General features: G+C 40.8%; 1 protein-coding gene. It reads right to left on the reverse strand.

The annotated features are described in order from the left end of the window. Positions 1-199: hypothetical protein (locus tag F1003_RS17115; protein ID WP_235898437.1), on the reverse strand; the 199-nt coding region annotated here is incomplete at its 3' end. Between the last annotated feature and the right edge of the window lie 51 nt (positions 200-250).

Genomic DNA, 250 nt, shown 5'->3' on the forward strand with positions numbered 1-250 from the left:
CATTCTGATACCCCGAAGGTAAATTTTTGGCTTTAATAGCAGCAACCGTACCGTCCAAACTAAGTCCCAGACCTTTATTAAAAACAATGCTTGCACTCCCTTGCCCAAATAGTCCGGGAGCACTTATCACCACACCTAACCCGCCATAAAATTTGCGTACTGGCCAAGTCGTACTTTTAGTTTTGTAGTCTTGCCCCATTAGGTCAGAACTAACCAACAAAAGGTTTAAAAGACAAAATATAGTTTTCAA

Origin of the sequence: Winogradskyella ouciana (assembly GCF_009709615.1) — a bacterium.
Taxonomy (GTDB): Bacteria; Bacteroidota; Bacteroidia; order Flavobacteriales; family Flavobacteriaceae; genus Winogradskyella; species Winogradskyella ouciana.